Source organism: Marinomonas sp. AWM4_232 (genome assembly GCF_056158325.1).
The window spans coordinates 1805001-1826803 of the sequence record NZ_JBSWTA010000001.1; the positions used below are offsets into that span (position 1 = coordinate 1805001).

General features: G+C 46.7%; 19 protein-coding genes and 2 rRNA genes (1 of these 21 only partly in view). 13 read left to right on the forward strand and 8 right to left on the reverse strand.

What is annotated here, in order from left to right; all coding sequences use genetic code 11:
* Nucleotides 1-1746 (forward strand): 23S ribosomal RNA (locus ACXAC1_RS08565); it begins 1140 nt to the left of the window's first position.
* 158 nt (nt 1747-1904) lie between these two features.
* A 5S ribosomal RNA gene (gene rrf, locus ACXAC1_RS08570) occupies nt 1905-2019 on the forward strand.
* A gap of 467 nt (nt 2020-2486) precedes the next feature.
* Here rrf and ACXAC1_RS08575 read toward each other — a convergent pair.
* Together ACXAC1_RS08575 and ACXAC1_RS08580 are read right to left on the reverse strand one after the other, a co-directional pair.
* The gene (locus tag ACXAC1_RS08575; RefSeq protein WP_475060841.1) at nt 2487-3293 is read right to left on the reverse strand and encodes a flagellin N-terminal helical domain-containing protein; all 807 of its coding nucleotides are present in this window, start codon (nt 3291-3293) and stop codon (nt 2487-2489) included.
* 103 nt (nt 3294-3396) lie between these two features.
* Nucleotides 3397-4320 carry a hypothetical protein gene (locus ACXAC1_RS08580; RefSeq protein WP_475060843.1) on the reverse strand — a complete coding sequence of 308 codons (924 nt, stop codon included), beginning with the start codon at nt 4318-4320 and terminating at the stop codon, nt 3397-3399.
* 176 nt (nt 4321-4496) lie between these two features.
* Between ACXAC1_RS08580 and ACXAC1_RS08585 the strand changes: the two genes are divergently transcribed.
* On the forward strand, nt 4497-5501 hold the full coding sequence (locus ACXAC1_RS08585) for a phosphotransferase (RefSeq protein ID WP_475060846.1): 1005 nt from the start codon (nt 4497-4499) through the stop codon (nt 5499-5501).
* A gap of 364 nt (nt 5502-5865) precedes the next feature.
* On the opposite strand, the gene ACXAC1_RS08590 is transcribed toward ACXAC1_RS08585, so the two are convergent.
* From ACXAC1_RS08590 to hrpB, 3 genes are all read right to left on the reverse strand, one after another.
* Complete coding sequence (locus tag ACXAC1_RS08590; RefSeq protein ID WP_475060848.1) at nt 5866-6327, reverse strand: hypothetical protein; 462 nt, start codon at nt 6325-6327, stop codon at nt 5866-5868.
* 15 nt (nt 6328-6342) lie between these two features.
* Nucleotides 6343-6882, reverse strand: a complete 540-nt coding sequence (locus tag ACXAC1_RS08595; RefSeq protein WP_475060850.1) for a DUF6795 domain-containing protein — start codon at nt 6880-6882, stop codon at nt 6343-6345.
* Nucleotides 6883-7036: 154 nt separating this feature from the next.
* The gene (hrpB, locus tag ACXAC1_RS08600) at nt 7037-9499 is read right to left on the reverse strand and encodes an ATP-dependent helicase HrpB (protein WP_475060852.1); all 2463 of its coding nucleotides are present in this window, start codon (nt 9497-9499) and stop codon (nt 7037-7039) included.
* A gap of 191 nt (nt 9500-9690) precedes the next feature.
* Here hrpB and ACXAC1_RS08605 point away from each other — a divergent pair, with 191 nt between their 5' ends.
* The 9 genes from ACXAC1_RS08605 to ACXAC1_RS08645 all read left to right on the forward strand — a co-directional run bounded on the left by ACXAC1_RS08605 (nt 9691) and on the right by ACXAC1_RS08645 (nt 19023).
* Nucleotides 9691-10428 carry a response regulator gene (locus ACXAC1_RS08605; RefSeq protein ID WP_475060856.1) on the forward strand — a complete coding sequence of 246 codons (738 nt, stop codon included), beginning with the start codon at nt 9691-9693 and terminating at the stop codon, nt 10426-10428.
* Nucleotides 10428-12938, forward strand: coding sequence for a PAS-domain containing protein (locus tag ACXAC1_RS08610; RefSeq protein ID WP_475060858.1), 2511 nt, complete (start codon nt 10428-10430; stop codon nt 12936-12938). Before ACXAC1_RS08605 ends, ACXAC1_RS08610 begins: the two co-directional genes overlap by 1 nt.
* Nucleotides 12939-13079: 141 nt before the next feature.
* Complete coding sequence (locus ACXAC1_RS08615; protein ID WP_475060861.1) at nt 13080-14099, forward strand: substrate-binding domain-containing protein; 1020 nt, start codon at nt 13080-13082, stop codon at nt 14097-14099.
* A 91-nt stretch (nt 14100-14190) separates the two neighbouring features.
* A complete protein-coding gene (locus ACXAC1_RS08620) occupies nt 14191-15279 on the forward strand; it encodes an ABC transporter permease (RefSeq protein ID WP_475060863.1) in 1089 nt (362 codons plus the stop codon).
* Nucleotides 15279-16073 (forward strand): ATP-binding cassette domain-containing protein, encoded by a 795-nt coding sequence (locus ACXAC1_RS08625; RefSeq protein ID WP_475060866.1) that lies wholly within the window; start codon nt 15279-15281, stop codon nt 16071-16073. The genes ACXAC1_RS08620 and ACXAC1_RS08625 overlap by 1 nt, the downstream gene beginning before the upstream one ends.
* Nucleotides 16074-16122: 49 nt before the next feature.
* Complete coding sequence (locus ACXAC1_RS08630; RefSeq protein ID WP_475060869.1) at nt 16123-17127, forward strand: substrate-binding domain-containing protein; 1005 nt, start codon at nt 16123-16125, stop codon at nt 17125-17127.
* A gap of 65 nt (nt 17128-17192) precedes the next feature.
* Entirely contained in the window at nt 17193-18080 is an 888-nt protein-coding gene (locus tag ACXAC1_RS08635; RefSeq protein WP_475060871.1) for an AEC family transporter, read from the forward strand.
* A 14-nt stretch (nt 18081-18094) separates the two neighbouring features.
* Nucleotides 18095-18661 carry a mechanosensitive ion channel domain-containing protein gene (locus ACXAC1_RS08640; protein ID WP_475060873.1) on the forward strand — a complete coding sequence of 189 codons (567 nt, stop codon included), beginning with the start codon at nt 18095-18097 and terminating at the stop codon, nt 18659-18661.
* An 86-nt stretch (nt 18662-18747) separates the two neighbouring features.
* Complete coding sequence (locus ACXAC1_RS08645) at nt 18748-19023, forward strand: hypothetical protein (RefSeq protein ID WP_475060875.1); 276 nt, start codon at nt 18748-18750, stop codon at nt 19021-19023.
* 13 nt (nt 19024-19036) lie between these two features.
* Here the strand turns inward: ACXAC1_RS08645 and arsC are convergent, their stop codons facing one another.
* Both arsC and arsH read right to left on the reverse strand, forming a co-directional pair.
* Nucleotides 19037-19453 carry an arsenate reductase (glutaredoxin) gene (gene arsC, locus ACXAC1_RS08650; protein ID WP_475060878.1) on the reverse strand — a complete coding sequence of 139 codons (417 nt, stop codon included), beginning with the start codon at nt 19451-19453 and terminating at the stop codon, nt 19037-19039.
* A gap of 37 nt (nt 19454-19490) precedes the next feature.
* The gene (gene arsH, locus ACXAC1_RS08655; protein WP_475060880.1) at nt 19491-20207 is read right to left on the reverse strand and encodes an arsenical resistance protein ArsH; all 717 of its coding nucleotides are present in this window, start codon (nt 20205-20207) and stop codon (nt 19491-19493) included.
* Between the two features lie 192 nt (nt 20208-20399).
* Between arsH and ACXAC1_RS08660 the strand changes: the two genes are divergently transcribed.
* Nucleotides 20400-21218 carry an ion transporter gene (locus ACXAC1_RS08660; RefSeq protein WP_475060883.1) on the forward strand — a complete coding sequence of 273 codons (819 nt, stop codon included), beginning with the start codon at nt 20400-20402 and terminating at the stop codon, nt 21216-21218.
* A 7-nt stretch (nt 21219-21225) separates the two neighbouring features.
* On the opposite strand, the gene ACXAC1_RS08665 is transcribed toward ACXAC1_RS08660, so the two are convergent.
* Nucleotides 21226-21717, reverse strand: a complete 492-nt coding sequence (locus ACXAC1_RS08665; RefSeq protein ID WP_133565300.1) for an Lrp/AsnC family transcriptional regulator — start codon at nt 21715-21717, stop codon at nt 21226-21228.
* Nucleotides 21718-21803: the final 86 nt, after the last annotated feature.

The following is a 21803-nucleotide window of genomic DNA, read 5'->3' on the forward strand; positions in this document are numbered from 1 at the left end:
GAAGCTACGGGTTCACACTATGTGTGAGCGGTAGAGGAGCGTTCTGTAAGCCGTTGAAGGTCAAGCTGTAAAGCAGGCTGGAGGTATCAGAAGTGCGAATGTTGACATGAGTAACGATAAAGGGAGTGAAAACCTCCCTCGCCGGAAGACCAAGGGTTCCTGTCCCATGCTAATCAGGGCAGGGTGAGTCGGCCCCTAAGGCGAGGCTGAAAAGCGTAGTCGATGGGAAACGGGTTAATATTCCCGTACCGATGTATATTGCGATGGAGAGACGGAGAAGGCTAGGCCAGCACGGCGATGGTTGTCCGTGTTTAAGGCGGTAGGCTGAGTACTTAGGCAAATCCGGGTACTTAAGGCCGAGAACTGATGACGAGTCCTCTTTTGGACGAAGTGGTTGATGCCATGCTTCCAGGAAAAACTTCTAAGCTTCAGATATACATTGACCGTACCCCAAACCGACACAGGTGGTCAGGTAGAGAATACCAAGGCGCTTGAGAGAACTCGGGTGAAGGAACTAGGCAAAATGGCACCGTAACTTCGGGAGAAGGTGCGCCGGTTAGGGTGAAGGATTTACTCCGTAAGCTCTGACCGGTCGAAGATACCAGGTGGCTGCGACTGTTTATTAAAAACACAGCACTCTGCAAACACGAAAGTGGACGTATAGGGTGTGACGCCTGCCCGGTGCTTGAAGGTTAATTGATGGGGTTAGCGTAAGCGAAGCTCTTGATCGAAGCCCAAGTAAACGGCGGCCGTAACTATAACGGTCCTAAGGTAGCGAAATTCCTTGTCGGGTAAGTTCCGACCTGCACGAATGGCGTAACGATGGCCACACTGTCTCCACCCGAGACTCAGTGAAATTGAAATCGCAGTGAAGATGCTGTGTATCCGCGGCTAGACGGAAAGACCCCGTGAACCTTTACTATAGCTTCACAGTGAACTTTGAACCTACTTGTGTAGGATAGGTGGGAGGCTTTGAAGTGCAGACGCCAGTTTGCATGGAGCCAATCTTGAAATACCACCCTGGTATGTTTGAGGTTCTAACTCAGGTCCCTAATCGGGATCGAGGACACTGTGTGGTGGGTAGTTTGACTGGGGCGGTCTCCTCCCAAAGAGTAACGGAGGAGCACGAAGGTGCGCTCAGCATGGTCGGAAATCATGCAAAGAGTGTAAAGGCAAAAGCGCGCTTAACTGCGAGACAGACACGTCGAGCAGGTACGAAAGTAGGTCTTAGTGATCCGGTGGTTCTGTATGGAAGGGCCATCGCTCAACGGATAAAAGGTACTCCGGGGATAACAGGCTGATACCGCCCAAGAGTTCACATCGACGGCGGTGTTTGGCACCTCGATGTCGGCTCATCACATCCTGGGGCTGAAGCCGGTCCCAAGGGTATGGCTGTTCGCCATTTAAAGTGGTACGCGAGCTGGGTTTAGAACGTCGTGAGACAGTTCGGTCCCTATCTGCCGTGGACGTTTGAGATTTGAGAAGAGTTGCTCCTAGTACGAGAGGACCGGAGTGAACGAACCTCTGGTGTTCCGGTTGTCACGCCAGTGGCATTGCCGGGTAGCTACGTTCGGACGGGATAACCGCTGAAAGCATCTAAGCGGGAAGCCTCCTTCAAGATAAGATCTCACTGGAACTTAGAGTTCCCTAAAGAGCCGTTCGAGACTAGGACGTTGATAGGTTGGGTGTGTAAGCGTTGTGAGGCGTTGAGCTAACCAATACTAATTGCTCGTGAGGCTTGACCATATAACACCAAAGTGGTTTTAAGCTACAAAGAATTTACGATACAAACCAACGGTTTGACCTTGGTTATCGACTATTTCAAAGTCTAATTGTTAAAGATATCAAGTTTACGAACTTGCGTGTTTTGATCAACAGAATCAGAACGAACGCAAACCCGTTTGCTTGACGATCATAGAGGCGTTGAACCACCTGATCCCATCCCGAACTCAGAAGTGAAAAGCGCCATCGCCGATGGTAGTGTGGGAGATCCCATGTGAGAGTAGGTCGTCGTCAAGCTTTTAATTAAGAAGCCCTGATAGTTCAGCTGTCAGGGTTTTTTTACGTCTGAAGAAAATCCCTCGCCTTGATCACCCCTGGGGTTCTATCCCCGATAGAATCAGGTCGTACGAGCTGTCTCCTGACAGCGACATCGGTACCGTCCCATTGAACCACCTGATCCCATCCCGAACTCAGAAGTAGCTCTTTATACGCCGCAGGCGCTCGCCATCGCCGATGGTAGTGTGGGCTTTACTTGAATTTAAATGAGCATGTGAGAGTAGGTCGTCGTCAAGCTTTTAATTTAAAGAAGCCCTGATAGCTCAGCTGTCAGGGTTTTTTTACGTCTGAAGAAAATCCCTCGCCTTGATCACCCCTGGGGTTCTATCCCCGATAGAATCGGGTCGTACGAGTCATTTGCCGACAGCGACATCCGTAGGATGCTATTGAGGTTTTAAGACAGGTGAACTTGTCCTGCTTAAACCGAGCTAGTTACTTAGCAAGTTCAAAGCACGCCCAGCATCAACGTTTGCTTGAGCTTGGACTGCGATGGAAGAGCGTTCTAAAATATCATTAATAACCTGAGTACTGACGGTACCTGCATAATCTGCATCTTCAATACGAGATCGCGCTGCTGATTCATTCACCTGACCTTCAAGCAAGACATCTATGCGGCTACTGAATGCATTTTGAGCGGTGCCGTATTCCGTAGCCAATGAATCTACGCTCTCGATACTACTGTCCACGGCACTAATCGTTGTTTCTAATGAGCTTTGATTTGTGATATCAAAAGCAAATAAGCCATTTGCGGATAACGACGTACCAAGGTCATTTGTAGGAACCGTCAAAGTGTTGCCTGAATCAGAGCCTACTTGAAAATCTAAAGCTCCATCATTGTTAAGCAGTTCCTGCCCTGCAAAAGTAGTGGTATCGATAGTGCTTTGTATGTTTTCAAGTAAAGCGTTGGCCTGTTGTTGTAGGGCTTGTCTATCGGAATCCGAGTAAATGCCATTACCTGCCTGTACTGCAAGTTCACGCAAAGAAGACAAGTCATTGGTTATTGAATCAAGTCCACCTTGAGCAATTTGCGTTACTGAAATACCTGACATACTGTTTGCTATCGCCTGACCATTACCATCTATTTGGCTGGATAAGCGGTTCGCAATTTGTAGACCTGCTGCATCATCCGCTGCATTATTAATGCGTTTACCACTAGCAAGACTTTCTTGTGATGAGCTAACTGATTGAGTGGCCGAGTTGTTCACATAGTTAGCGCCAATGCTATTAATGTTCATACGATTACCTTTGCCTCTAAAGGACAATGTCTAGATTATTAATAAGTATAGACCGATTCATAGCAGAACAAAAATTAGACAATTATGCTTTAAGTCCCTCTTATTAATTTATTTGATTTAGCTCTAATGAAGTTACTGCAAAGGATTCATAGCAATTCCAAGGATCTTTTATTAACGTTTTTTTGAGTGCCATGGGGGCTGCAAATGAGCTACCTTTAAGAGGTGGCCATAATACTTCGGGTAAATCATTAATAGACTGACTCGTTAAAGAGCTTAAAGGGATATCAGAACAGCCATCACCATCAAGATCATATCCCAATGAATTACCGAGTTGGTCATCAATACGCTTAAGTGAGTAAGCTGCTTGTTCGTAAGTATCCACAAAGACATTGTCTGCAATAAAATAGCTAAGCTCGGGTTCTATCGCCCCAACCGTGGTCACTCCTTTTGCAAGTGAAAGAGTGTTGATGGTGCGAGGCCCGCTGTTTCCTGAAATTGTGAAAACTTGAGCACCCTTTGAAGCAAGCTTCTCCATTGCCCGAATGACATTATAGGTGTCCTTCCAAGCAGGAAACTCTTCTCCCCAAGTACGAATGGTTTCGATGTATTGTTCCCTGTGTTCTAGCCTGAGGGGATCCTCAAATGCGCTGACTAAGGTGGATGATTCCCAAGATAAAACCAATGAATCGATTGGAGCAAAGGCGAAGCGGTCATTAATGCTAGTTAGAGCTTGTAAGATCTCGCGCATGGGAGTGTCTTGGCCTGTCAGCGGGTAGCGCAAGAACACAATATTTGGATCGTTGGCAATTAATTGAACGATGTCTCCATGATAAAGTGTCTCTTTACGATAGTCTTGATCGATATCGACAAGTCCATAGAGAGTGGTATGTAGAATTTTATCCTCATCTGTCTGAAATGACTCCATTGGCGGATAGAATCTATCGATGATGGCGACATGATAAAGCTGACTTTCAGCATTAACAGAAAAGGGGACTGCGACAATTAATAAACAGAATAAATATCTCATGATCGCCTCTTTGTATGTTTCACAGGATCTGGTGAGCCTTGGCGTTTTACAAAATCAAGTTGCTCAAAAATTCTGAAGAAGTTGAAGTATCATTTCTTTTAGGTTTGTTGATAACTTTGAGCTTCGCCAATATCCCTATGTGAATTTTTTATGACTAACCTATGAATTTTGAGTGAATGATGTCTGCACTAGCCCCTGAATTATTTATCAAGCGCGCAATGAAAGCGGACCGTGTTCAATGCCTTGAACAAGTCCAATCTCTTTGGAGTGGGTATGGTCATCTGTCGCGTTATAGTGTCACCATTGCTGGTAAGAAAAGCTCAGTCATTTTAAAAGCCATCGATTGGAGTAAAGCACTAGAACACCCACGAGGCTGGCAATCAGACCTGGCCCATCAACGCAAAGTGATGTCCTATCAGGTAGAGTTAGAGTGGTATGCAAACTGGTCACAAGTCACTACTGATTCAACACGCGTACCACGGTATCTTGCCAGCTTTGCGCAAGAGTCTGTGGTTTATTTATTGTTAGAAGACCTTGATGCTAGTGGCTTTCATGTGCGCTGTGCTTCTCTTGAATCTCATCAAGTCAATCCTGTATTACATTGGTTAGCTAGCCTTCATGCCCATTACTTAGTGGTCGCCCCTAATAAAGATTGGCCCAAAGGGCTTTGGCCCCAAGGCACCTATTGGCATTTAGCAACTCGTCCAGATGAATGGCAAGCCATGGCAGAAGGCCAGTTAAAAGAGTGCGCGCAGCAGCTCGATAATGCTCTTAGAACCTGCCCGTATCAAACGCTCGTACATGGTGATGCAAAAGTAGCCAATTTTTGCTTTACAGAAGATGCATCAAGTGTCGCCGCCGTTGATTTCCAATACGTGGGCCGCGGTATAGGTGTGCAAGATGTGGCGTATTTCTTAGGCAGTTGTTTAAGCGAAGCTCAGCTTGAGGAAGACTTAGAGTATTTGCTCGATGTCTACTTTAGTGAATTAGCCCGTTGCCTTATTGCACGAGGAGAGTCACCAAACTTGGCTGAATCCGTGACACAAGAATGGTATCGATTATTTCCTGTGGCGTGGGCTGACTTCCATCGTTTTATCATGGGCTGGTGTCCAACCCACGCAAAAAATACGAGCTTTAGCCGTAAGCTAACCCAGCAAGGATTAAACAGTTTATTGACCTAGTGATGTGGGCATTTACTTTCGTTTTCTGAAAAGAGAGATAAGCAAAGCTGAGCCAATGAAATGGGTGAAGATTAGCGCTAAGGGGATCAAGTTGAGCCAATAGTTGATGTTGCGCATGCCAAAGAAATGCTCATAAACAAAATAGCCTATGACTGAGAGAATAGTGAGCGGCAGAAGGCAGCCATAGAACCCTAAAAAAATAATAGAAACAAAAAGTCTCTCAACAGGTTTGGGAGCCTGGTCTCGATGATTTAGCGCAGCTTTTGCTACGCCAAACATCGCAACTGAAAAGATAAGAGTGGAAAATTGGTACACACTACTTAGCAGAAGAGCGAAAATATCTATATTCCTTCATCTAAATTGGTTAATCAGCCAGATCTTTTAAGGCCCTGCGAGCTTCGTTATAGAGTTTGCTTAGTAATCTAGTTAGAACTAATTTAATCATCTGCTGAGTGAGCTCTTGCGCTGTTTCTGCGATCTTCATGCCCAGCGCCCGCATTATTTTCTGTATTAGCAGCAGAGCATCATTAATATTTACGCCACAATAAGCATCGGTTAGCCAGTCTGCGCCATAATTGCGAGAAGTGGTGCCGCGAAAAATAATAAAGGCATCATTTTTGTAATCTCCTGCACCGCGTGCGCAGATACCAAAACCATCTGAAACTTGGATGAGTCGAGATCCAACATCGGCTGTTAGTGCTGCTTTATCCGACACCTCATTTGAAAACTCTTTCCTTTGAAGGAATCCCTCAGCTTCAAAGTCGTTAGTTATGCGATATACGTTATCTGCTAATTGAGCGGCTAACTCTGGTGTAATAGTTTGCACGACAAATTCCTTCTATTAGTTTTTCCATACGCAGCGTGTCGCAATAAATCCGTATTCCTCAATATCAACTCTTTTAGGCTTATTGGTTAACTCACAAATAAGATCTGTCGGCTCGCCATTGAACTCTGAGAATTCGTGTGTCTTGCCTTTAGCTCCACCCCATATCTGAGTCTCGGTATTTTGATACTGAACAAATATCTGTTGATGAACTAAGAAGCCCGTTGGTGTTAAGAATGGTTCAGTGAATTCCCAAAAAACAGAGTCGAATTCAAAGTTTCCCGTCGCATCTGCGATGGTTTTGTCTTCACCCTTTCGGCCAAACAGCTCATATTTTCGTATCAATACGGCATCAGCCGCTGGCTCTCCTTCATAGAGCAGCTGGCCTTCAAAGCCCGAGAACACGCACCCTGCCTCTTTCTTTTTGAACAGTCCCATTCCTTCATCTCCATATACTGCGGACGATAACCAAAGTACCAATAAAATCAGAGCGCTTCCCATAGTGAGTTTGGGGTGGCTGAACATTGCTTTAATGATTGGGCGAGCAAAAGAAGACATGAGAAGTCCTTTCTCTGTTATTGATTAAATTGATCTTTGGCTAAAATAAACCAAGCAGAATTATGTAAGAGTGGGTCTATTGGGTGAAAGAGGGTTTAAATAAAATTTTCATTTGATTGACGATACGCTGACATGGTGTTGTGGATTTCGAGCCTTACGAGTTACGTAAGGCTCGGTTGGTTTTTGCTGTGGCTTCCGCGGTTAACGGGTCTTCTGGCCAAGGATGCTTAGGGTATCTCCCTCGCATTTCTTTACGTACGTCTGGGTAGGCTTCTTGCCAGAAAAAGGCTAAGTCCATGGTTACAGCCAAAGGGCGTTGAGCAGGCGAAAGCAGTTCAATTTTTACCGTCTGCCCTGCGATCATAGGGCTTTGCGTTTCGCCAAACATCTCTTGTAGTTTAACGCGAATGACAGGCTGCTCGCCTTGGTAATCCACTTTTATATTTGAGCCGGATGCCACGGGAATACGAATCGGTAATGTCTGTAAGCTTTGTTGTTGTGGCCAATTTAGTAACGCCATTAAAGGGTCAAGCAGAGAAAGCTTCTCTAACTGCTGAATGCGCTTCACACCCGTTAAAAAAGGCCCTAGCCAATCTTCTAAACGTTCTAACAAACACTCGTCCGACGCATCAGGCATTGATGGATCAAGGTGTCGATGGGCAAATTGAATACGAGCACGAAGGGCTAGGCTGTCTTCGTCCCAATTTAACACGTGTAAGCCTTGTTGGCGGATATAGTGACAAGTTGCCATGGTTACGGCGCTGGCTGGTAAATGATTAAGGCGCTCCTGCTTGAGCTTTAGCTTGCCCAGCCAAGTCTCTGCAGCACCAACCAAACCACCGCTGGCTCTATCCCATTCACAGCGTTCAATAATTTCAATTTGATCGGCCAGAGCTTGTTCTAATTCGTTCAACGAAATAGGGCAGGTGAGATAGAGCCAATCTGCATCCCGCTCCGCATGGCCACCGAGCTCCAACGCGATCAGAAAATCACTATTAGCATTCGAATCATGGTTAGCGAGCAGGGCTTGTCGGCCATTGCTTAACTTAAATAAGGTTTCGTCTCCCTGTTGGCGTTGACGTATCGCGATACGATCAGGAAAGGCGGTGGCCAAACAGGCGGCTAAAGAGAATGATCTATCGGAATTATTAATAGGCAAGTGTCGCTGCAAAGCGTTGATTGAGCGTCGCCAAGCTTTGCCTTTGGTCGCATAGGTAATAGCGTTGTGTAGGCTGGAGTCTTGGTGTTGTTTCGATACACCTTCGTAAAGTAACGCGGCCGCTTCTAAGGCCGATTGTGCTTCCCCATGCCGGCTCGCTTCGAGCAGCAGGCGCGCTAAACGCGGTGGTAAAGGCATATTTGCCACCGCTTCCCCATCCTCGGTCAGAGCGAGGCTGTCGCTTGTTTCCAGCAATCCTAAATGTGTTAACAAGCTTTTTGCCTGTTGCCAATGGGCTAATGGCGGCAAGCTGATCCAATCTAACTCTTCACGCTCTTGTACACCCCAACGAGTCACATCCATCACTAAATGACTCAGATCTTCTAGCTCGATCTGTGGTGCGTTATGAGCTGCTAGGCGATGCTGTTGCTCTTCAGACCACCAACGATAACAGACGCCTGCTTGCAAGCGTCCCGCACGCCCCGCCCGTTGAATGGTTTCAGCTTGAGAAGCACGACGAGTATGCAAACGTGTGGTGGCGGTTTTGGCATCAAAACGGGCTTCGCGGGAGAGACCGGAATCAATCACAACACGAATGCCTTCGATGGTTAAACTGGTCTGGGCGATACTGGTTGCGAGCACCACTTTTCTTCGTCCTTCTGGAGCGGGAGCAATGACCTTTTCCTGCTCTGCCATGCTCATATCGCCGTAGAGAGACAGCAGCTCGGTATTATTGGGTAGTTGATTTTCTAACAGGTTTTGTACTGTCCTGATTTCGCGTTGACCTGCCAAAAACACGAGAATCGATCCGTCTTCTTCGCGCAACGCTTGTTGAACCTGCTTGGCAATTTGCAGAGCTACGTCTTGCTGTTTCAATGATAGGTTGGCGTAACGCATGGTAATCGGAAATTGTCGCCCCTCACAAATAATAGGCTCGCAATGCAGCAGTTCCGTTAAGCGTTCGCTATCCAGTGTCGCGGACATGACTAAGAGTTTAAGGGGATCATCTTCACGAAACAATTCACGCGCTTGTAGACTCAAAGCAAAGGCGAGATCAGAGTGTAAATTGCGCTCATGAAATTCATCAAAAATGATTAATGCGATGTCATCTAAGCTCGGATCATCTTGCAACATACGGGTGAGAATTCCCTCTGTCACGACTAAGATTTGAGTATTAGCGCTTTGTTTGCCTTCTTGGCGGATCTGGTAGCCAACACGTTGACCTAAGGGTTCGCCCAGCTGGTCTGCTAGACGCTTAGCGGCTGACTTAGCGGCAAGGCGACGCGGTTCGAGCATGACGATTTTGCGCTGACCAAGCCAATTCGCATCCAGAAAAGCAAGTGGCACGGCTGTGGTTTTACCTGCCCCAGGCGCTGCTTCTAAAATGGCTTCATGGTGCTGATTTAACTGTGATTGCAGCGCTGGGATGGTAGAGTAAATAGGTAAAACAGTCGTCATGTGATTCCCCTGTAACGATGCTCACATAATAACGATATTTGTTTTAACTTTCAGGATATATAAGGCAGAAGCGGAGAGGGCATAGAAGCTTTCAGACATTGTTAATGGTGTGTTAACAAAAGCATGATAAAGATCTTCTAGCACATACCGCCTCCGCTAAATTAATAAAAAATATAAGGATAGAGAACGGCATGAACGAACTCGGTAAGAAAACCCTGTTAATCGTTGATGATGAGCCAGATATTCGACACTTGCTATGCGATGCGTTAGCTCAAAAAGGCTATCAAGCATTGGATGCGCAAAATGGCGAGCATATGTGGCGTTGCTTGGAAAAGCAGCCTGTTGATTTAGTGCTAATGGATTTATACCTACAGGAGGAAGATGGGCTTCAGCTAGCTAGGGAAGTGCGAGAACGCTTTCATGACATGCCGATTATGATGCTAACTGGTAAAGGGGATGAAACCGATAGAATCCTTGGCCTAGAGTTGGCAGCGGATGACTACATGATGAAGCCGTTCAATTTACGAGAGCTGACAGCTCGCATTCATGCACTGTTGCGACGCAGTGCCCGCCAAGCACCAACACAGCCGATCAATACGGATCATGACTGTCTCTATTTCGGTAAGTGGACATTAGACCTGACCTCGCGACAGCTCCGTGATCAAAAGGGAGAAGAGGTGATTCTTACTTTAGGAGAGTTTTCTTTACTCGAAACACTTGCCACGCGCCCGGACCGCGTTCTGACGCGAGAACAAATTATCGATTTAAGTCGTGGGCTGGAGACAGAAGTGTTTGATCGCACCGTCGACGTATTAATTCTACGCTTACGTCGTAAGTTGGAAGCCAACCCCAAAGCACCGGAATTTATCAAAACACAGCGTGGCCTGGGCTATTTATTTAATGGTCCAGTGGCCAAGAGTGTGAGCTAATGCGACAAGTTAGCATCCGACAAAAAGCCTCGATCATCATCTTTGCCATCAGTGTGGTGGCTTTTTGTATGGTGTTAATTGGCTGGCAGTCGATGCGAGTAAGTGAGTCATCACTTTCAGACTTTGAAGCGCAAACACTACCAGAAATCAGTACTGCCTTGACGTTAGCCGAAAGTGTGGCGCAACTGGCGGCAGCCGCACCTTACACAGCCGGTTCAGCCCGTCCCTTTCAACTGCAAACAGAGTCCGAGCGTTTAACGCGGCGAATCACCGATTTGCGCAGCGTGGCGGATAGCTTAAATGACACCGAGTTTCGGGCGCAGATTGAGACGCGTTTAGGAAGCTTTGATGCCACTCTGGCAGAGCTTGTCGATCTGGTGCACGAAGAGTTGTATATCCGAGAAGACAGCTTGGCGCAGCAGTTTGCGATTCGCCAGCTCATTACCACAGAAAGTAGCTTAGCAGAGGTGCACCAAAAACAGGTGCTAGTCTGGTTGCTGAGTCTAATTGAACAGCCAGGAGATGTGGCATTACAGCTAACTCATGAGCTGAACCTCTTGAATGCTGAACCGCAGACAAAGAAGATCGCCACTGAATTGCTCAAGGCGCAGCAGCGTCTGAATGATATTCAAGAGCGGAAAATCTATTTGTTGATCTCATTGCGTGCGAAGTCTGAGCAATTAAGTGCGCAAGTCAGTGACTTTGTCGGCATGCTGCAGAAACAAGTGTCTCGTCAACGTATTGAAGTAAGCGAGGTTGTAGCGAAAGGACAGCGTTGGTTGGCAGGGATTTCGCTATTTCTTGTCTTAGGTCTAGGGTATCTGTACGTTTCAAGCCGGCGCATGACAAAGGACTTGGAAGCCGTGACCCATGACATGAAAGAACTGTCCCTTGGGCAAGTGGACTCTCGCCGCCCGCAGGTACGTCGTAATGATGAAATCGGCACCTTAGCCAATGCCTTTGAAGTGTTCCGCCGAGATGCTATTCGTCGTATCGAAGTGTCAGCAGAGCTGTCAGAGCAAAAGCGTTTATTGGAAACGATTTTTGACAATATGAACGATGGCTTAAGCGTATTTTCGGGACAGGGACTTTTAATTGCGTGGAACAAGGGCTATGAGAGCTTGTTTGAGATTCCGCCTAATCTATTGTATCGCGGTATGCCGATAGACGATGTGCAAGCGTTGATTACGCAAAGCTCCCATAAAAACCTCAATATGGAAAATCAGCTGGTGCAGATGGATGAAATCAACGCCTCACGTCACCATCGTAGCCAAAGTTTTGAGCGGCACTTTGATTCAGGAAAGATCGTCGAATTTAGGTCAAAGCCCATGCCGGAAGGGGGCTTTGTTACCCTTTATACGGATCTTACGGAGCGTAAAAGTGTCGAGAGCCAATTGCGTCAGGCGCAGAAAATGGAGGTGCTTGGGCAGCTAACGGGTGGGGTTGCCCATGACTTTAACAACCTACTGGCAGCTATCATGGGGAACTTACAAATGCTGTCGGATTCTGAGCCCAAAACACTGGATCAAGCTCGCTACATTGAACGATCCCTCGCGGTAGCAGAAAAGAGCAGTAACTTAGTGCACCGTTTATTGGCGTTCAGTCGTAGACAGCAATTGTTTCCTGAACCCACGCATATCGATGATTTGATAGAAGGCATGTTGGACTTAGTTGAGTACAGCGTGGGCAATCATATTACGGTAGAAGTTGACCTGAACTGTCCCGAAGAACATTGTCTGATTGACCCTTCGCAATTGGAAAATGCTCTCTTGAATCTTTCCTTAAACAGTGCCGCTGCTATGTCCCGAGGTGGTTATCTACGCTTCTCCACTAAGTTAACTCAACTGCCGGATTCAGATGTTCCTGCGGTACGCATTAAAGTAGAAGATACTGGAAAAGGCATATCCGAAGCTGTATTAGGGCGTATTTTTGAACCCTTCTTTACCACCAAACCTGTTGGCAAAGGCAGTGGATTGGGGCTCAGTATGATCTATGGTTTTGTGAAGCAAAGTGGTGGCGAGATCATAGTGACGTCCGAAGAAGGAGCTTGGACCAAAGTCTGCTTGTTCTTGCCTCTGATGGCGCAAGAGAGAGCCTTTAACAAACGAACCACCCTTGAAAGCTTACCAACTCTAGTCGTGCCCGAAGAACCGCTCATTTGGCTGGTGGAAGACGACCCTGAGGTATGCCACGTTATGCGTGAACAGCTGCAGCAATTGGGTTGTACTGTACAGACATTTGAATGTGCAGAAGCAGTTTTGCAAGCCTTGCAAGGTTCGTTTCATCCAGATGTCGTGATGTCGGATGTTAATCTTGCTGGCGACCTGCACGGCGTGGCGCTGGCTCACAGCTTAAAGCGAGTGTCGTCATGGCAAGGGCAAGTGTTGCTTATGTCGGGTCTGCCCATTCAAGAATTAAGTGAAAGTTACGGCTTAATGAAAGAAGATTTAATTCTTTCAAAACCTTTTACTATTAATGAGTTAAGTGAAGTTTTTCAGTTCAAAAACTAGAATATTACAAATATTACAGCCCTTGCACACTGGTTGAAATTTTTCGTTAGTTTTCGTCGACCATATTGTTATGAGAAACAGCGGTGACTGTCTGTTTCAGCGGCCTTAGCCGAGAATAAAAACAATACTGGAGTCATTCTCATGAAATTTAACTACCGTAAACTTGCTTGTCTTGTTGCTGCCGGCGCACTATCCACTGCTGCGATGGCGGAAACTCCTATCATTGGTCTGATCACTAAGACCAACACCAACCCATTCTTCGTTAAAATGAAAGAAGGCGCTCAAGAGAAAGCCGCTGAGCTAGGCGTTGAGTTGCGTACGTTTGCTGGCCGTTACGACGGCGATAACGAAACTCAAGTACAAGCTGTTGAAAACCTGATCGCATCCGGTGCTAAGGGTATCTTGATCACACCAAGTGACACCGCAGGTATTGTACCAACCATCGAAAAAGCACGTGAAGCGGGCTTGTTGGTGATTGCATTGGATACACCGCTGTCGCCAGCCAGTGCGGCGGATATGACGTTTGCAACGGATAACTTCAAAGCCGGTGAAATGATCGGTATGTGGGCCAAAGCGAAAATGGGCGATAAGGCGAAAGATGCCAAAATCGCACTGTTGGATCTGAGCACAAGCCAAATTACGGTAGACGTGGCGCGTAACCAAGGTTTCTTGAAAGGCTTCGGTATTGATCTAAACGATCCAAATCAAATGGGCGATGAAACTGACCCACGCATCGTTGGCAACGACGTGACCCAAGGCTCGGAAGAGGGTGGTCGCCGTGCCATGGAAAACCTATTGCAAAAAGACCCTGGTGTGAACTTGGTGTACACCATCAACGAACCTGCCGCTGCAGGTGCGTATGAAGCATTGAAATCATTCGGCATGGAAAAAGATGTGCTGATTGTCTCCGTTGACGGCGGTTGCCCTGGTGTCCGCAACATTAAAGATGGCGTGATCGGTGCGACGTCTATGCAATTCCCTCTAAAAATGGCCTCTGAAGGTGTCACTGCGATCGTTGAGTTCGCGAAGTCTGGTTCACGTCCAAGTGCTTCTGACGGCCTAGACTTCTACGACACGGGGGTTCAGCTCATTACTGACGAACCTGCTAAAGGCGTTGATTCCGTTACGTCTAAAACTGGCCTAGCGATGTGCTGGGGCTAATCAAGTAAAGACTTTTCTTTAAAGGGACTTTCCCCTTGCGCCGCTGGCTGAAAGTTGGCCAGCGGCAGTTCTTCTGTTTGGAGTTAATCCTATGAGTTCTGCTAACCCAAAACCGTCTGCACCGGTATTAGATCACGATAAAGTCGCAGATCAGGCTGGCAGTGGTAGCTATGTAGCGAATTTCGAAAGCAAAGACAGTGCGCTGACACGCTTTCAGAAATTTCTTCATAAGTACCCGGTCGCAGCGCCAACCATCGTCTTAGTATGCGCCATTATTGGTTTTAGTCTTTTGGTTGGAGACCGTTTCTTACATCCATTCAACTTATCCCTCGTGCTACAGCAAGTGACCATCATTGGTGTAATTGGCGTGGCGCAGACGTTAATTATTTTGACCGCGGGGATCGACCTGTCCGTGGGGGCAATCATGGTATTAGCCTCCGTGGTGATGGGGCGTATGGCCATTGACCACGGGCTGGATGCGGGCTTTGCCTTGCTGATAGGTATCAGTGTTGGTGCCTTGGCAGGTTGGATTAACGGTACCTTGATTACCCGCTTTAAGTTGCCACCATTCATTGCCACCCTAGGCTCTTGGAACGTGTTTTTTGCATTGAACCTTTGGTACTCAAAAAGTGAGACCATTCGTTCACAAGACATCGCCAATAACGCGCCACTGTTGCAATGGTTAGGGGAAACGATTTCATTCTTCGGTGCACGGCTGACTTATGGTTCACTCTTGATGTTGGCCTTATTCTTCCTGATTTGGTACGCCTTAAATTGGACTGCTTGGGGGCGTCATGTGTATGCCACGGGGGATGACCCTGCTGCAGCTAAGTTGGCAGGTATTCGTACCGATCGCATTCTATTGTCTGTCTATGTGTTAGCGGGCGTGGTATGTGCAATAGGTGCTTGGGTGTTGATCGGCCGTATCGGTTCAGTATCACCGCAAGCGGGTTACACCACTAACCTTGATAGTATTACGGCCGTGGTGATCGGCGGGTGTAGTCTATTTGGTGGGCGGGGCTCTATTTATGGCACGCTGATCGGAGCGCTCGTGGTGGGGGTATTCCGAAACGGTTTGGCGCTCGCTGGAGTTGATGTGCTTTGGCAGGAGTTCACCGTAGGTATCTTGATTATCGTCGCCGTTGGTGTCGACCAGTGGATTCGTAAGGGGACAGCATAATGACAGCACATTACGATCAACAACCCGTATTACAAGCTCGTGGTTTAGTAAAACGCTACGGTAGCGTGACTGCCATCGATCATGCCGATTTAACACTATACCCTGGGGAAATCCTAGCGGTAATTGGTGATAACGGGGCTGGCAAGTCGTCCTTGATCAAAGCTCTTTCAGGGGCTTTGGTACCCGATGAAGGTGAGATCTTATTGGATGGTCAGCCAGTTCAGTTCAACTCACCAATGCAAGCTCGTGAACTTGGTATTGAAACCGTGTATCAGAATTTGGCCGTATCGCCAGCACTTAATATTGCGGATAACTTGTTTTTAGGACGAGAGCTTCGTAAGCCAGGTATTTTGGGTTCGGTCTTCCGTATGCTCGACAAAAAAGCCATGGAAGAGCGTGCTCAAGCGAAGATGAAAGAACTCGGTCTGATGACCATTCAAAACATCTCTCAGGCCGTTGAGTCTCTCTCTGGTGGTCAGCGTCAAGGTGTTGCTGTGGCGCGTTCTGCTTTGTTTGGTAGTAAAGTGGTGATTATGGATGAGCCAACTGCCGCGCTCGGTGTGAAAGAATCTCGTCGTGTACTGAACTTGATTAAAGAAGTGCGTGACCGTGGCTTACCGATCATCTTAATCAGTCACAACATGCCGCACGTATTTGAAGTAGCAGATCGCATTCACATTCACCGCTTAGGTAAGTGTGCGGCAACCATTACGCCCGAATCACATACTATGTCTGAAGCCGTCGCTATCATGACGGGAGCGATGGAAGTGGACGATAGCTCAGCGGCTGCGTAAAGTGGCGACTGAGTAAAGTGTGTGGCGGAATCGGTTGAGTGGAGTGACTATGGCATGTTTATCAAACGCGCGTAATGAGGCAAAAGTGGCGCTGCCGCTTTCTGCATGCGCATGGATGGCATCGTGCCTTAAACGCGCCTTGATCACGGCTGCCTGTATTTGCTCCTCTTGGGGAGTGTTTGCGCAGCCAGTCGTTGATCAGCCACTACGTTCTATTGGTATGAGCGTGGCGGATCTTGGTAATCCATTCTTTGTGGAGCTGGTGGATTCCGCTACCCGCAAAGCGAACGAGCTGAATGAAGGCGTACCGGTGGAGGTTATCGTTCGTTCGGATGCTTATGACCTGAATCGTCAGATGCGTCAGCTTAATGACTTTATTGAGCGTAAAGTTGATCTCATCATTCTGACGGCAGCGGATGAATATAAGATTGCGCCGGTAGTGGCAAAGGCTCAGCGAGCAGGCATCAAGGTGATCGCGGTGGATGTCAACGCACACGGTGCGGATGCCACTATTACCACAGATAACGTTCAAGCGGGGATGGTCGCCTGTGAAAGACTTGCCAAGGAAATTGGCTACCAAGGGCAGTTCGTTATTATTAACGGTGTGTCAGTGTCATCGGTGCTTGAGCGGGTTGCTGGATGCAAATCTGCCATCAATCGTTACCCCAATATCACCTTATTAAGTGATCGACTGAACGGCACCGGCAGTCGCGAAGGCGGTATGGAGGCGATGACTTATCTAATGGAAGAGTATGACCATTTAGACGCAGTCTTCGCGATCAATGACCCGACCGCTTACGGAGCTATGATGGCAGCTAAGCAAGCGGGTAGAAACGAGTTTGTATTAGCTTCTGTTGATGGTTCTAACTTTGCCATCAAAACCATTCAATACCCAAACATTTGGTTAGCGACCGCCATTCAAAGGCCACAACTGATGGCGGAAAAAGCGGTAGAAATTGGCATGGCGTTGCTTAAAGGAGAAGAAGTGCGTCAACGCTTTATACTGATTCCTGCCAAGTTGGCGCAGAAGGGTGCGCAACCATCATCTAATTGAAGGCTAATAGTTGGCGTTCTTGGCGAACCTCGTTACTCTAACGACTTAGTTGCCAAGGATGTTATATGGATACGTCGAGTCTCTTCCAGCAAATCTTTAATACGGTTTTCCCATTACTGATCATTGTTTTGATCGGGTTCTTTTACGCTCGGGTTCGACCGACAGACATGAGCGTCGCCAATCGAATCAATATGAGCGTCTTTATCCCTGCTTTGATCTTCTCGGTCATGGCCGCGAAAGATTTCCAAATACAAGCGTATCAACCCTTAATTGCTGCCTCGGCGTTCGTGGTCATCGGCTCGGGCTTTGTCGCGTGGCCGATTGCCAGATTGCTGGGCTATGAGTTCAAGACCTTTGTGCCACCAATGATGTTTAATAACAGTGGTAACTTAGGTATCCCGCTGATGGTTCTGGCGTTTGGTGAGTCAGCGCTGCCTATTGCTGTGGTGATGTTTTTAACTGAGAACCTGCTGCATTTTACCCTAGGTATGTACCTCCTCAATCCGAAGACCAATCTGATGAATCTGCTGAAGATGCCGATGATCATAGCCACGGTATTAGGTGTGGTTTGGAGTGTTCAAGGGTGGAGCCTGCCTCCATCGATCGGTACTGGGGTAGATATGCTTGGACAGATATCGATCCCATTAATGCTGTTTGCTTTGGGTGTACGAATGACCGATGTCGACTTTGGGCAGTGGCGTATTGGTGTGGTTAGTGGGCTAGTGAGCCCGTTAAGCGGTCTAATCGCGGCACTAATCTTCTATTGGCTATTTGGTTTAACAGAAGAGTGGTTTGGTTATTTAATTGTCTTTGCTTGTCTGCCGCCGGCGGTGTTGAATTATATGGTGGCGGAAATCTTTCAGCAGGAGCCGCAAAAGGTTGCATCCATCGTTTTACTGGGTAATTTAATGTCATTGGCGTGCATTCCTTTGGCGCTGTATTTTGTTCTTTAGTGGAGTTACATAGCATGTTAGTGCAAATAGGTTTGCTCGCGTTATTGATCTTGGCTTATGTCGTTGCGCTGCGATTAACTTCAAAGGCGATTCACTCGGTGGGGTTGCGTCGTTCATTGAATGATTTGCGGGTTAGTTTGATCTCAAAGATGGTGAATCTTGCTTTAACCGCAGTGTTTGTATTCCTGTTCTGTGTTGTGTTAGGCGTTGGATATGGCCAATTAGCGGTCTTTTTCTCCTCTGTCTTTGCTGTGGTCGGTATCGCATTGTTCGCTCAATGGTCAATATTAAGCAATGTAACAGCCAGTCTGATTGTCTTTTTTGGCTTTCCCTATCGGGTTGGAGATTGGATTAAAGTCGTTGATAAAGATGAAGAAATTCTTGGACAAATCCATGAGATATCGGCCTTTCATGTCATCATTACGCGACTGGTAGGTGATACGGTGACATACCCTAATAGTATGATTCTGCAAAAAGGCGTCATCATATATCGTGATGAAGCAGACGCTAAGCGTCACTCTGTTCTGTATAAAGAAATATCGAAAAATGACGAAGCGGATACAGAAATAAGTAAAAATTGATCAAAATTTACTCAGCTGATCGGGTTTGTGGCATACTATATGGCCTCGTCTAACATTTCACACCACAAGCTCGGTAGGAGAGTTCCATGAAATCCAAACCCGAAGTCCTGATCACTAAGCATCCCGGCCTCATTCATAGCGACGCAATGAAAGTTAAATCCCATGTACAACGTAATCAAGAAGACTGGGTGCTGCATACTTTGATGATCGAAGGTTATGACGTGCCATTCCGCTTTAAACGTCAAGGGAAGTACCACTCGCTACGAGGCGCACGTGTAAACCTGACCTATTACCCTGCTCAAGAGTCCGTTGCTGGGATCGATATGGAAGTCATGAAAGTCGTGCGTGTGAAGCGCAGCTAACATTCCTTCTTTGTCAGAGCTTTCGGCCTCTATCATCTAAGATCTTTTCGCCGTCTTCTTTGAAATATGGCCCTTGAGGCCACTGATCTAGTATGTCTAATACACTTTCACTAGGGCGGCACAATTTTACGCCCTTAGGGCTACACACAATCGGTCGATTGACTAATATTGGGTGTTCAAGCATAGCCTTGATCAATTGTTCATCGGTAATATCGTCATCTAGAAGTCCCATTTCTTGAGCTGGCGACTTGGTGATGCGTAAGGCTTCTCTTGGAGTGATATTCGCCGCTGCAAATAGCGCCATCAGCTGGTTGCGAGTCCAGCCATCCTTAAGGTATTCAATAATAATTGGAGTGTAGCCCGCATCTTGTATGATTCGCAGTACGTTTCTAGAAGTGCCGCATTCTGGGTTGTGATGAATTACAATCATTGTCATCTCTTAGCTAAAATGGTTAATTGGATAATGCTCAAATAGAGGCTTGATTTACCCGTTGGCTGAGTTGCTCTGCACTTTCTACCCGTTCCGAATATCGGTCTACGAAATAGTCCTTACTTCCTCTTAGTAACAATGTGAACTTCATTAACTCCTCCATGACATCAACGATCCGATTGTAATAGGGGGATGGTTTCATCCGATTATTGTCATCAAACTCTAAGAAGGCCTTTGCAACACTTGATTGATTGGGGATTGTGACCATGCGCATCCAGCGCCCCAAAATACGTAATTGATTCACTACATTGAATGATTGGGACCCTCCACATACCTGCATCACGGCCAGCGTTTTTCCTTGGGTTGGTCGAACTCCCCCAACGTTTAAAGGAATCCAATCAATTTGGCTTTTGAAGATACTGCTCATTGACCCGTGACGCTCAGGAGAGCACCACACCTGTCCTTCTGACCAAATCATGAGCGACCTTAACTCTTGAACCTTAGGGTGCTGGTCATCCGCCACATCTGTCTGTGGAAGTCCTTCAGGGTTAAAAATCCTGACTTCTGCTCCCATGCTTTGTAATAATCGAGCGCTTTCCTCAATCACTAGACGACTGAAAGAACGTTCTCTTAAAGATCCGTAGAGTAATAATATGCGAGGTGGGTGTTCGATTATTTTGGGTTGGCATTTTTGTAAAGAGGGGATGTCAAGTTGCTCCGTTTGTAGGTTCGGTATGGTGTTATCCTGAAACATAGTAAAGTCTACCTTTTATATCTGAATTTTCGTATATGCAAATAAATATATATTTGTTTTTCCATATATTCAAGTGTTGCTCAAACTTTTTAAGGTATGCTTTTGGATTCTCCTTGAGGGGCTATTCCTTTCGTCATTGTCTGAAGGTACTCTTCGCTCATTGTGAGTATTTCTTAGGAGTAATATCAGGTAATGACTACGGCCCGTTCTCAGTCTTGGTTTGACGTCTTTAAGCGTGTTGAGCGCAGCGTTTGGTTCCAAGGCTTTATCATCAGCATTATTATCATTGCAGCCTTAACGGTGGGGGCAAAAACGTACCCGCTCCCGTATTCCGTTGAGTTAGCGATTAACTATCTGGATACGCTGATCACCGTGTTTTTCCTCGCAGAAATACTCTTGCGATTTATCACCTATGAGCGCAAACGTGAGTTTTTCAAAGATCCTTGGAACCTGTTTGATTCTGTAATCGTGATTGGTAGTTTAGTGCCGATATCCAATACCGATATGGTGTTGGTGGCGCGTCTGTTGCGCGTATTACGAGTGCTGCGACTAGTATCGATCATCCCAGATCTACGCGTTTTGATTAATGCCTTGCTAAAAGCCATTCCGAAGATGGGTTACATCGCTTTATTGATGTTTATCATCTTCTACATTTTTGGTGCGATGGGTTCGATCTTTTTTGAGGACATCAACGAAACGCTGTGGGGTGATATCGCCATTTCCATGTTGACCTTGTTCCGCATCGCCACGTTCGAAGATTGGACCGACGTCATGTATGAGACGATGGCCGTATACCCACTGAGCTGGATGTACTACGTGGTGTTTATCTTCTTAACCGCGTTTGTGTTCTTAAATATGATGGTAGGTGTGGTGCTAGAGGTAATGAGCCGTGAGACATCTGCTGAAGAACAGCAGCACCAAGAGGACCATCATCAAGCGCTGGTTGAGCAAATCTCGCAACTACAGCAGCAAGTGCAGGCCCTGAGCGACAAACTGGATCGTAAGGACTAGCAGTCGGCTAGTCCAAATGCAGCGTTAATCCCTGTTCTGGCAGCGGCAAAGCGGTTTTGTAGCGTACTTGCTTTAAGGCAAAGCTAGAGCGAATGCTGGCTACGCAGGGAATCTTTGAAAGGTACTGGAGGATAAACTTCTCCAGTGCTTTCATATTCGGTACAACCACACGTAATAAGTAATCCTCATCCCCAGTCATAAGATAACACTCCATCACTTCAGGGCGATCACTGATCGCTTCTTCAAAGCTCTGTAAGGCTTCTTCTACTTGTTTCTCAAGGGTAACGTGGATAAATACGTTCAGCGTTAGACCTAGCTTCTCCGCTTCCAACAAAGTTACCTGCTGTTTAATAAGGCCTTTCTCTTCCATGGCTTTGATACGGTTGTAGCAAGGCGTGGTGGATAAGTTAACCGCTTTGGCGAGCTCAGCGTGGGTGATGCGAGCATTTTCTTGGATTTGGTTAAGAATCAATATATCGGTTTTATCAAGCTGACTCATGATATTTTCTTTAAAATTTAATTTTGAAGGGTAAATTTTCTCTAATTCAGAGATTTAAGAGAGATAATAGGAAAATAAAACTCGAC

What these genes read in the sequence shown, in the direction of transcription:
- ACXAC1_RS08575 (WP_475060841.1), bottom strand. Translation starts at nt 3,293, where the DNA reads ATGAACATTAATAGCATTGGCGCTAACTATGTGAACAACTCGGCCACT.
- ACXAC1_RS08580 (WP_475060843.1), bottom strand. Translation starts at nt 4,320, where the DNA reads ATGAGATATTTATTCTGTTTATTAATTGTCGCAGTCCCCTTTTCTGTT.
- ACXAC1_RS08585 (WP_475060846.1), top strand. Translation starts at nt 4,497, where the DNA reads ATGATGTCTGCACTAGCCCCTGAATTATTTATCAAGCGCGCAATGAAA.
- ACXAC1_RS08595 (WP_475060850.1), bottom strand. Translation starts at nt 6,882, where the DNA reads ATGTCTTCTTTTGCTCGCCCAATCATTAAAGCAATGTTCAGCCACCCC.
- hrpB (WP_475060852.1), bottom strand. Translation starts at nt 9,499, where the DNA reads ATGACGACTGTTTTACCTATTTACTCTACCATCCCAGCGCTGCAATCA.
- ACXAC1_RS08605 (WP_475060856.1), top strand. Translation starts at nt 9,691, where the DNA reads ATGAACGAACTCGGTAAGAAAACCCTGTTAATCGTTGATGATGAGCCA.
- ACXAC1_RS08610 (WP_475060858.1), top strand. Translation starts at nt 10,428, where the DNA reads ATGCGACAAGTTAGCATCCGACAAAAAGCCTCGATCATCATCTTTGCC.
- ACXAC1_RS08615 (WP_475060861.1), top strand. Translation starts at nt 13,080, where the DNA reads ATGAAATTTAACTACCGTAAACTTGCTTGTCTTGTTGCTGCCGGCGCA.
- ACXAC1_RS08620 (WP_475060863.1), top strand. Translation starts at nt 14,191, where the DNA reads ATGAGTTCTGCTAACCCAAAACCGTCTGCACCGGTATTAGATCACGAT.
- ACXAC1_RS08625 (WP_475060866.1), top strand. Translation starts at nt 15,279, where the DNA reads ATGACAGCACATTACGATCAACAACCCGTATTACAAGCTCGTGGTTTA.
- ACXAC1_RS08630 (WP_475060869.1), top strand. Translation starts at nt 16,123, where the DNA reads ATGGCATGTTTATCAAACGCGCGTAATGAGGCAAAAGTGGCGCTGCCG.
- ACXAC1_RS08635 (WP_475060871.1), top strand. Translation starts at nt 17,193, where the DNA reads ATGGATACGTCGAGTCTCTTCCAGCAAATCTTTAATACGGTTTTCCCA.
- ACXAC1_RS08640 (WP_475060873.1), top strand. Translation starts at nt 18,095, where the DNA reads ATGTTAGTGCAAATAGGTTTGCTCGCGTTATTGATCTTGGCTTATGTC.
- ACXAC1_RS08645 (WP_475060875.1), top strand. Translation starts at nt 18,748, where the DNA reads ATGAAATCCAAACCCGAAGTCCTGATCACTAAGCATCCCGGCCTCATT.
- arsC (WP_475060878.1), bottom strand. Translation starts at nt 19,453, where the DNA reads ATGATTGTAATTCATCACAACCCAGAATGCGGCACTTCTAGAAACGTA.
- arsH (WP_475060880.1), bottom strand. Translation starts at nt 20,207, where the DNA reads ATGTTTCAGGATAACACCATACCGAACCTACAAACGGAGCAACTTGAC.
- ACXAC1_RS08660 (WP_475060883.1), top strand. Translation starts at nt 20,400, where the DNA reads ATGACTACGGCCCGTTCTCAGTCTTGGTTTGACGTCTTTAAGCGTGTT.
- ACXAC1_RS08665 (WP_133565300.1), bottom strand. Translation starts at nt 21,717, where the DNA reads ATGAGTCAGCTTGATAAAACCGATATATTGATTCTTAACCAAATCCAA.